General features: G+C 44.3%; 7 protein-coding genes. 2 read left to right on the top strand and 5 right to left on the bottom strand.

The genetic code is table 11. The features are described 5' to 3' along the window. Window positions 1–69: 69 nt before the first annotated feature. The gene (gene psbA, locus AC5JMF_RS25870) at window positions 70–1152 is read right to left on the bottom strand and encodes a photosystem II q(b) protein (protein ID WP_495798570.1); all 1083 of its coding nucleotides are present in this window, start codon (window positions 1150–1152) and stop codon (window positions 70–72) included. A gap of 556 nt (window positions 1153–1708) precedes the next feature. Then, on the bottom strand, window positions 1709–2668 hold the full coding sequence (locus AC5JMF_RS25865) for a glycosyltransferase family 9 protein (RefSeq protein WP_495798569.1): 960 nt from the start codon (window positions 2666–2668) through the stop codon (window positions 1709–1711). Between the two features lie 201 nt (window positions 2669–2869). Between AC5JMF_RS25865 and ispD the strand changes: the two genes are divergently transcribed. Then, on the top strand, window positions 2870–3550 hold the full coding sequence (gene ispD / locus AC5JMF_RS25860; protein WP_495798568.1) for a 2-C-methyl-D-erythritol 4-phosphate cytidylyltransferase: 681 nt from the start codon (window positions 2870–2872) through the stop codon (window positions 3548–3550). A 122-nt stretch (window positions 3551–3672) separates the two neighbouring features. Here the strand turns inward: ispD and AC5JMF_RS25855 are convergent, their stop codons facing one another. From AC5JMF_RS25855 to AC5JMF_RS25845, 3 genes are all read right to left on the bottom strand, one after another. Then, entirely contained in the window at window positions 3673–6525 is a 2853-nt protein-coding gene (locus tag AC5JMF_RS25855) for a M16 family metallopeptidase (RefSeq protein WP_495798567.1), read from the bottom strand. A 196-nt stretch (window positions 6526–6721) separates the two neighbouring features. Then, window positions 6722–7165, bottom strand: coding sequence for a VOC family protein (locus tag AC5JMF_RS25850; protein ID WP_495798566.1), 444 nt, complete (start codon window positions 7163–7165; stop codon window positions 6722–6724). Window positions 7166–7236: 71 nt separating this feature from the next. Next, complete coding sequence (locus AC5JMF_RS25845; RefSeq protein ID WP_495798571.1) at window positions 7237–7746, bottom strand: TIGR02652 family protein; 510 nt, start codon at window positions 7744–7746, stop codon at window positions 7237–7239. Window positions 7747–7991: 245 nt separating this feature from the next. Here AC5JMF_RS25845 and AC5JMF_RS25840 point away from each other — a divergent pair, with 245 nt between their 5' ends. After that, window positions 7992–8510 (top strand): gamma carbonic anhydrase family protein, encoded by a 519-nt coding sequence (locus AC5JMF_RS25840; protein WP_495798565.1) that lies wholly within the window; start codon window positions 7992–7994, stop codon window positions 8508–8510. Window positions 8511–8794: the final 284 nt, after the last annotated feature.

Here is an 8794-nt window from a genome sequence, read left to right as displayed (position 1 = left end):
TTTTAATGTTTTTGTATCCCTACTCCCTACTCCCTACTCCCTGTTTTTGTAAGGAATTACAACCTAAAACTAACCATGAAGTACAGGTGCGCTCATTGCTACAGGAACTGCCTTATCAGTAGCCAAATCTAGCGGGAAGTTATGAGCATTACGCTCGTGCATCACTTCAATACCCAGATTGGCACGGTTAATTACATCTGCCCATGTATTGACTACACGACCTTGAGAGTCAAGTACTGATTGGTTAAAATTAAAACCATTGAGGTTGAATGCCATTGTACTGATACCCAATGACGTTAACCAAATACCAACTACAGGCCAAGCAGCCAAGAAGAAATGTAAGGAACGCGAATTGTTAAAGCTGGCATATTGCCAGATTAACCGTCCAAAGTAACCATGAGCCGCAACAATGCTGTAGGTTTCTTGTTCTTGACCAAACTTGTATCCATAGTTAATAGACTCCGCTTCAGTTGTCTCTCTCACTAAGGAAGAAGACACCAAAGAACCATGCATTGCAGAGAATAGCGAACCACCAAATACCGCCGCCACACCGAATTGATGGAAGGGGTGCATGAGGATGTTATGCTCAGCTTGGAATACAAGCATGAAGTTAAACGTACCGCTAATGCCTAAAGGCATTCCGTCAGAAAAGCTACCTTGACCAATCGGATAAATTAAGAAAACAGAAGTCGCAGCAGCTACAGGTGCGGAGTAAGCAACGCAAATCCAGGGACGCATTCCTAGACGGTAGCTTAACTCCCACTGCCGACCTAGCCAGCAAAAGATACCAATGAGAAAATGCAGAATGATTAGTTGATAAGGCCCACCATTGTAAAGCCACTCATCCATTGATGCTGCTTGCCAAAGAGGGTAAAAGTGCAAGCCAATAGCATTTGATGTGGGTACAACAGCACCAGTAATGATATTGTTGCCGTATAATAACGAACCTGAAACTGGTTCCCTAATGCCGTCAATATCAACTGGGGGAGCAGCAATAAAGGCAATCACAAAACAGATAGTAGCGGTCAACAAGCAGGGAATCATTAAAACACCAAACCAACCAATGTATAGTCGATTATCGGTGCTGGTAATCCATTGACAAAACCTTTCCCATAGGGTACCGCTTTCGCTTCTTCCTAAAGTTGTGGTCATGGCTATGATGATGATAAATTTTAGTGACGATAAATTTGGGACTAGGGGCTGGGGACTGGGTACTGGGCACTACGAAATAATTTGTTGATTACCAATACCCAATACCTAATCTCTAATTACTAGTCCTCAATTAAAAGACTTTTGCCAAATACCTTCTCCCTAATCACCGGGATTCTCTTGAATGACCCCACACCAGAAATGCTGCTAATCAATATTCCCCAGGGAGACTGTGTGAAAAAAAGGGAAAACTTTCCCGGCTCTTAATATCAGGTTTTACATTAATTATTTGTATTTTTCAATTGAATTTTGTAAATTTATACTAAGCTGAATGGCAAAATTAGCAATATTACTTAACAATTTGGGGAGTAGGGAGTAGCTCTTATGGGCAGGTTTTTGAGATTTCGCGTTTTGAGCGACGCGGGGACACAGAGACGCACAGAAATTTTCTCCGCGTCCCCCCTTCGGGTGACGCTCGCAAGCTCGCTAACGCAGTCGCCTGCGGAGGGAAACCCTCCTGCAGCGCTGTCTCACCGTGTCCTCTTGCCCAGTCCCTAACCTAACCGCCCCAAATTTTTTCCAAGACTATTTGGGGAGAAATATCAGCCATTTTGCCAGTGGGTGATTTAATAGCAAGGAATTTGTCATTTTTTGGTAACAACTTAGCTGGTTCAGCGGAACCGAATAAGGCGATAGTATAGGTCTGCACTGCTACACTTAGGTGAAGCGGTGGGCTATTAGTAGACAACATCAAATTTGCCCCGCCAATCATAGCAGCCAACTGTCCGATATTATTTGGAGAAGTTACCTTCAGATTGGCAGAATACTCCAAGAGCGATCGCACAATCTGTTCATTGTCAGGTTCTTTGATCAATACCAAAGGCAGAATCGGCTGTTTTTGTTCAAAGTCTTGTATAATTTCGTACCAATTAGCGACAGGATAAATTGTATCCAGACTTTGAGGATTAGATAAATGGCTATAACCGCAATAAATTAAAACATAGCCTGTTTCATGTACCTGTAGACGCTTCTGTTCTTTTTGTGCCCATTCCAGATCTGGTTTTGGTAAATTGATGGCTAGGTCTGGTGCAGGAGTATCAATCCCCAATGGTCGCAGCAACTCATGGTACACCGCAGCTGTATATTGAGATGAGCTAGGCGATACAGGATTGGTGAGAAAAACAGAGCCTTTGCCTTTATAGCCAATACGTGTAGGAATTCCTGTAAGCCAAAGTACAAGACCTACTAACCAGCTTTGTCCAACAGCAATGGCAACATCGTACTCGCGATCGCGAATTGTGCCCACCAAATTACCCCAATCAGCCAGACTATTGCGGTCTTTGTAGTCAAAGATCAGTACTTCATGAACTGACTTGCTTACCCGGTAAGCAGATTTTGACCGGGGTTCTACAACGACATCTATTTGAGCATTGGGGTAATAGCGCTTCAGGTCGTCTATAGTCGGAAAAAAGAGAATCTGGTCACTAATTCCCCCAGGGACAAGGGCTACTACTCGCATAATATTTATTGAAGCTTACTCGCTCCTTATTTTAGGGGAATATAGGTATTAGGGAATGGGGAATTGGGAATTGGGAATGGGAAGAGGACGCGGGGACACGGGGACACGGAGAAAGTTTCTCCCTCATCCCCCTCATCCCCCTCATCCCCCTCATCCCCCTCATCCCCCTCATCCCCTGTCCCTTGTCCCCTAATTAAATCTGTGTATTTACTAATTCCCGCTGCGGGTAGCGGCAAAAGAATGGGGAGTAACCGTAATAAACTCCTGCTCGAAGTGCGATCGCAATCTATTCTTGCTTGGACTCTGTTAGCCGCAGAAGCAGCAAGTACAATCAGTTGGATAGGAATTATTTCCCAACCTACAGATTGGCCAGAATTTAAAACAATTCTGGCGTCGCTAAAACTGACTAAACCAGTAGAATTGATTCTTGGAGGCTCCACTCGCCAAGAGTCTGTTTATAACGGCTTGCAGGCGCTATCTAAAGACGCAGAACAAGTATTGATTCACGATGGAGCTAGATGTCTCGTCACCGCTGAGTTACTCAACTCTTGTGCCGAAGCTATTCGCCATTGTTCCGGCTTGATTGCTGCTGTGCCTGTCAAAGATACGATTAAAGTTGTGAATGAAAAAGGCATAATTCAAAGTACGCCAGATCGGCGGCAACTTTGGGCAGCACAAACTCCTCAAGGATTTGATGTCAAACTGTTAAAACAATGCCATGCTGAAGGCGTGCGTCGAGGCTGGGAGGTTACTGATGATGCTGCTTTGTTTGAAAAGTGCGGCATTGAAGTCCAAATCGTCCCAGGAGAAGAAACCAACTTAAAAGTAACCACTCCTCAAGACCTAGCGATAGCAGAATTTATCCTCAAGAGTAGGGAGTAGGGAGTGGGGAGTGGGGAGTAGGGGCAGGGGGCAGGGGGCAGGGGGAGAAATAACAAACAGTAGAGACGTGATGAATCGCGTCTCCGCGTCCCCGCGTCTCCGCGTCCCCAATCCCCCAGTCCCTAATACCCAGCACTTTGGTCTGCTAACACTGCTGGCCCGGCGGTGACAACTATGATTTTATCTGGATGGAGTAGCTCGCGGGCTGCTTGATTTACTTGAGCGAGGGTGATTTGTTGGATTGTTTGGGTAAAATTATTTAATTCTAGGGTATCAAATCCATATACTTCATTCATCAGAATTTTATTTGTTAATTCCTCAGGGTTTGCCAGAGAAACGTTGTAGTTACTGATAATGGTTTGCTTGGCTGTTTCGACTTCAGAGGCTGTAACGCCCTGTTGATTTATTTGTTGTAGCATCTGGCGGGTGCTAGCGATCGCCTGAGTTGCATCTTCTGGGCTTGTTTGCATTTCAATGGAAAATGTACCTGCATTCTTGCCTGCTTGGAAGTAGCTATAAATTCCATAGCTCAAACCTTGGCGATCGCGTACTTCTGCACCTAGCCTACTTGATAAGGTATCGCCTCCCAAAATTTGATTTAATACTAAGGCTGTATAAAATCGAGGATCTTGACGATTAATACCTTTGTAACCCATGAAAGTGACGGCTTGGGCTTTACCTGGTAAAACTGGGTTGACACGCACCATTCTGTCTGGTGGCGCAACTGTGGGATATGTTACTGTTGGTGGCTGACCATGAACTGGCCAGTTACCCAATTCTGTTTGGATGAGCGATCGCACTTTTGCTGGTTCAAAATCTCCTACCAGTGTTAATACTGTTGTGTCTGGACGGTAATGTTTTGCCTTGAAAGCAATTACATCCTTACGCTTAATTTGCTGTAAGCTTTCCTCTGTGGGAAAGGTGTGTAGAGGGTGTTTTTTCGGATAAATCGATTGAATAAATGTTCTTTTAGCTACTTCTGATGGGTCATCTAATTCCAGTTGCAAGTCGGTTAGAGCTTGTTGGCGATTCATTTCCAACTCTCTTCTGGGAAAAGTACTATTTTTGACAACATCTGCTAATGTCTTTATGAGTATGGGCAAGTCCTGTGCTAAGCCATCACCCTCAATACGCACACCTTCGCGGTATGCTTCAAAGTCAAGACTTGCTCCTCGGTCTTCTAAAGCTTTAGCGATCGCTAAGTTATCTTTAGTATTAGTACCACTCATTAAGTTATCTGCTACAAGCGAAGCCAGTCCAGCTTTATTCTGCGGATCAAATTCTGCCCCTGCTTTAATGTAACCGCTCAAGGTTATAGTAGGAGTGCTGTCATCTGGCAACAGTAATACTCGCAACCCGTTAGCAAACTTGAATTGCTCTGGCAAGACTCGTGCAACAGTTTCTGTCACCGAATCTATGGGTGGTAAATATTGGATGACTTCTTGTGGCGAGCTGGTAGTGCTAGATGAGAAATTTTCTGTCGTCTGTGCTGAGTGTGGTTTGCTGCTAGCTACTTTTGTTTGCTTTTGGGTTGGTTCAAAATAACCAACTGTACGTGCTTGATTTGTTAAATATTTTTTGATGACAGCAGTAACGTCTGTCGTTTTCACTTGGCGAATTGCTGCTAAATAGCGGTCTGTATAGCGATAATCATCAGCAGTGGTTTCATCATTACCCAACTGCATCGCTTGACCCACGATATCCCGGTTACTCAAAATTACACTAGCTGCTAACTGAGTCTTAGCTCGTTCTAGTTCTTCTAGTGTGACTCCTTTTTGGGCCATGTTGGCGATCGCTTTTCTCAGCGCTGAGTTAATTGTTTGTAAATCTTGATTCGGTGCAGCCGTTGCCGATAACTCATACCAGCCAGATTCCCGTAAACTGATGACACCAGCGTTTATATCACTAACTAAACCTGATTCTACTAATGCTTGATAAAGTCGAGAGTTTCGTCCTTCTGTCAAAATGTAATCCATGACATTTAACGTCGGCAAATCTGGGTGATTTACATTCGGCAGCGGATACACCACCTGCAACAAATCTCCTGCTCCCGGCTCCCGTAATACTATTGGACTGTTGAGTGTTGAGTGTTGGCTAGCTTGAAAAAGGGAGTCGGGTAAAAAACTTTTTTTATGTTTGGTTGTGGGATTTTCCCATAAGCGGCTGTGTGGTAATTTCCCGAATGTCTCTTTTACTTTCTCCAAAGTTTTTGCGGTTTGAAAATCTCCGACAATTACTAAGACAGCGTTATCAGGAGTATAAAAATTGTAATAGTACTCCTGTACCTGCTCGACCTGAAATTTTTCCACATCAGCTTTGGTACCACCCACAGGCAACCCGTAAGCATGATTAGGAAACACTGCCTGCATCACAGCGCGACTGAGCCGATACTCTGGACTATTCTCGTAGCCTTGTAACTCCGAAATTACTACCCGCTTCTCACTAGCTAGTTGCTGTGCATCGATCACAGAATTTTGCATTCTGTCAGCTTCTAATACCAAAAGTGCATTTAGTTTGTTTCGTTCTACGGTGTCGTAATATGCAGTTTGGTCATAACTAGTAAAAGCGTTTGAGTCACTACCTAAAGCACTAAACAAACGTCCAAATTGAATTGGACGATCTTTAGTGCCTTTAAACATCATATGTTCCAACTGGTGAGCAATACCATTGACTCCTGGTTCCTCGTTACGTGAGCCGACTTTGTACCACACCTGTACCGTCACTACTGGCGCAGTATGTACTTCTTTTGTTAAGACAGTCAAACCATTCTCCAGTACTGTCTTGCGGACATTATCACTCACTTTTGAGGGCATTATTGTTTTAGCTAACAAGCTTGACTGGTAATTTTCCTTACTAAATCTGGCTGCGTGCTGACCATTAGCAGGTTGATCGCTCAGTAAAAACGCTGCTATCAACCAGAGACTTAAAAATAATAATGTAAAACGATATCGATACCAGGAGGAAAATACAGACATTTCTTTGGTAGATGTGTATGTAAATTATCTTACATATTCATTCATAGTAATGACTACAGCTTGAATTTGGGGAATTGGGATTGGGGAATTGGGAATTGGGAATTGTCATTTGTCATTTGTCATTGATTATTCTCCGCGTCCCCGCGTCCCCGCGTCCCCTCATCCCCGCGTCTCCCTCATCCCCCTCATCCCCCAATTACGCAAGCTTGGCTAAAACCCGAATAAATTCCAAGGGTAAACCATCAGCATCGGCAATGAAAGCGACTTCGTAAATGCGATCGCCTATTTGCTGCTGTGTTGGTTCTAATAGTATCTTGAGTGGTTGTAATTGTTCTGGTTGACTTGATACTACTGACAATACACGTTGTTGTAAATCTGTCAACCAACTATGTAAATCTGGTGTGATTTCCGTTATATCGAAGGAAAGATGATAGTACCCTACATAATGTTCATCTGCAAAAGCGTCTGGGGCTGGTTTTGGTTGGGGAATTTGAATCAGTTCAATTCTGCCCATCAATCCCTCCATCCAGCAAGCTAGGGTGTAGCCTGTAGTGAAGCGTTCACAAACTGCAAAGCCTAACTGTTCGTAAAAGGCGATCGCTCGATGAATATTTGCGGTACGAATAGAAGCGTGGTGCATAATTTATCCTCAGTCATTTGTCATTTGTCCTTTGCCAATATCAATGACAAATAACCAATGACAAATGACAATCACTCAAACAACCTGAAATAAGGGTAGCGCACCGGCACACCAGGCTCCTTTTCCAAATCAAAATTAATGACTTCCCAGCAAGAATCTTCTGTGGAATCGGGACTAAACTCTACAGGCAAGCCGTACAGTCGTGCTGAGGTAGTTTCAGCTTGTCCAGAACGCCAAGGTGTGCTGCGTTCTAAGTAGCCACTCATTAATTCCTGATAGCGCCGAGCAATGATCACTCGTGTTGCTCGAAAACCTTGGGTATACAGCTTGTCTAATGCTTCGTGAATTTCAAACCGAATACCATCAGGGTGAGTATGTTGTCTATACCATTCATCATTCCATCTTCGCCAATGACGCCCTGACTGTAAATGGATTAATTCTCCATTTTTCGGATTCGCTTCAAATGCGCCATGACGTGGACATAAATAGGTATCCGTTAATGTCAGCGCCGGAATAGTTTGCCGACAGTGAGGACACTGGATTTCAGGGCCAAACATTGGGTACTGCAAGCCTGGATTCATCATGAAGTGCGTACAAACATAGTTTTGTCTTCACTAGCAGCACTAGTGGGTTGGATTTTACACTTCGGCTCCGCCACTTGAGGTTACTTGCTCACTGCTGCACAAACACTTGGTTGCAACAGAAACATTTTTCACTAGTGTATTCCTCGTTTTAGAGACTTAACACTGTGATATCCTGGTTGTGCGACCAGCCTTCATGGTTAGAGTTTCTCCAGTGTTCCTGGGTACCATATTTATATTCTATCGTGTCTAACGCTTCTTACTGGATATCTCCCGATTTTTCTCAAGCCGCCTTTGTTGCAGCCAATGCTGTTGTTGTGGGTTCTGTGAAGATAGCAGCCGGAGCAAGCATTTGGTATGGAGCCGTAGTGAGAGCAGATGTGGAACGCATTGACATTGGCGAATGTACAAATATTCAGGATGGAGCAATTTTACATGGCGATCCTGGTTTACCTACAATACTAGAAGATCATGTTACCGTAGGGCATCGTGCTGTGATACATTCTGCTCACATTGAGCGTGGAAGTTTGATCGGCATTGGCGCAATAATTTTGGACGGTGTGAGAGTCGGTGCAGGCAGCATTATTGGTGCTGGTGCTGTGGTCACAAAAAATGTACCACCTTTATCTCTTGTAGTTGGTATTCCTGGCAAAGTACAACGCCAAGTCACACAAATCGAAGCCGCAGAACTCATCGAACACGCTGAACGTTATCAAAAGTTAGCCTTAGTTCATGCAGGTAAGGGTAGTGATCTTGGTTTTTAGGGACTGGGTAGCAGTGTAGTAGTGAACTGTCAAGACTAAAATGATGTAATAAGTTTTCTTGTGTGGTGGGACGGAAAGCCCTCCATCGACGGGCGAGACGGCCATCCCACAGATCTTCGATGCATTGGGACTTGCCTCCATAACGCACCCTACGAGATTAAAGCTTTTAATTCACATTAGGCGTAAATGACCAATGACAATTCCCCACTCCCCACTCCCCACTCCCCACGCCCCACTCCCCACTCCCCACTCCCCACTCCCCACTCCCCACTCCCCACTCCCCA

This window comes from Desmonostoc vinosum (assembly GCF_059505385.1).
Note: the sequence above shows the minus strand (reverse complement) of the source record. Positions and strands in the feature narration are given on the sequence as shown.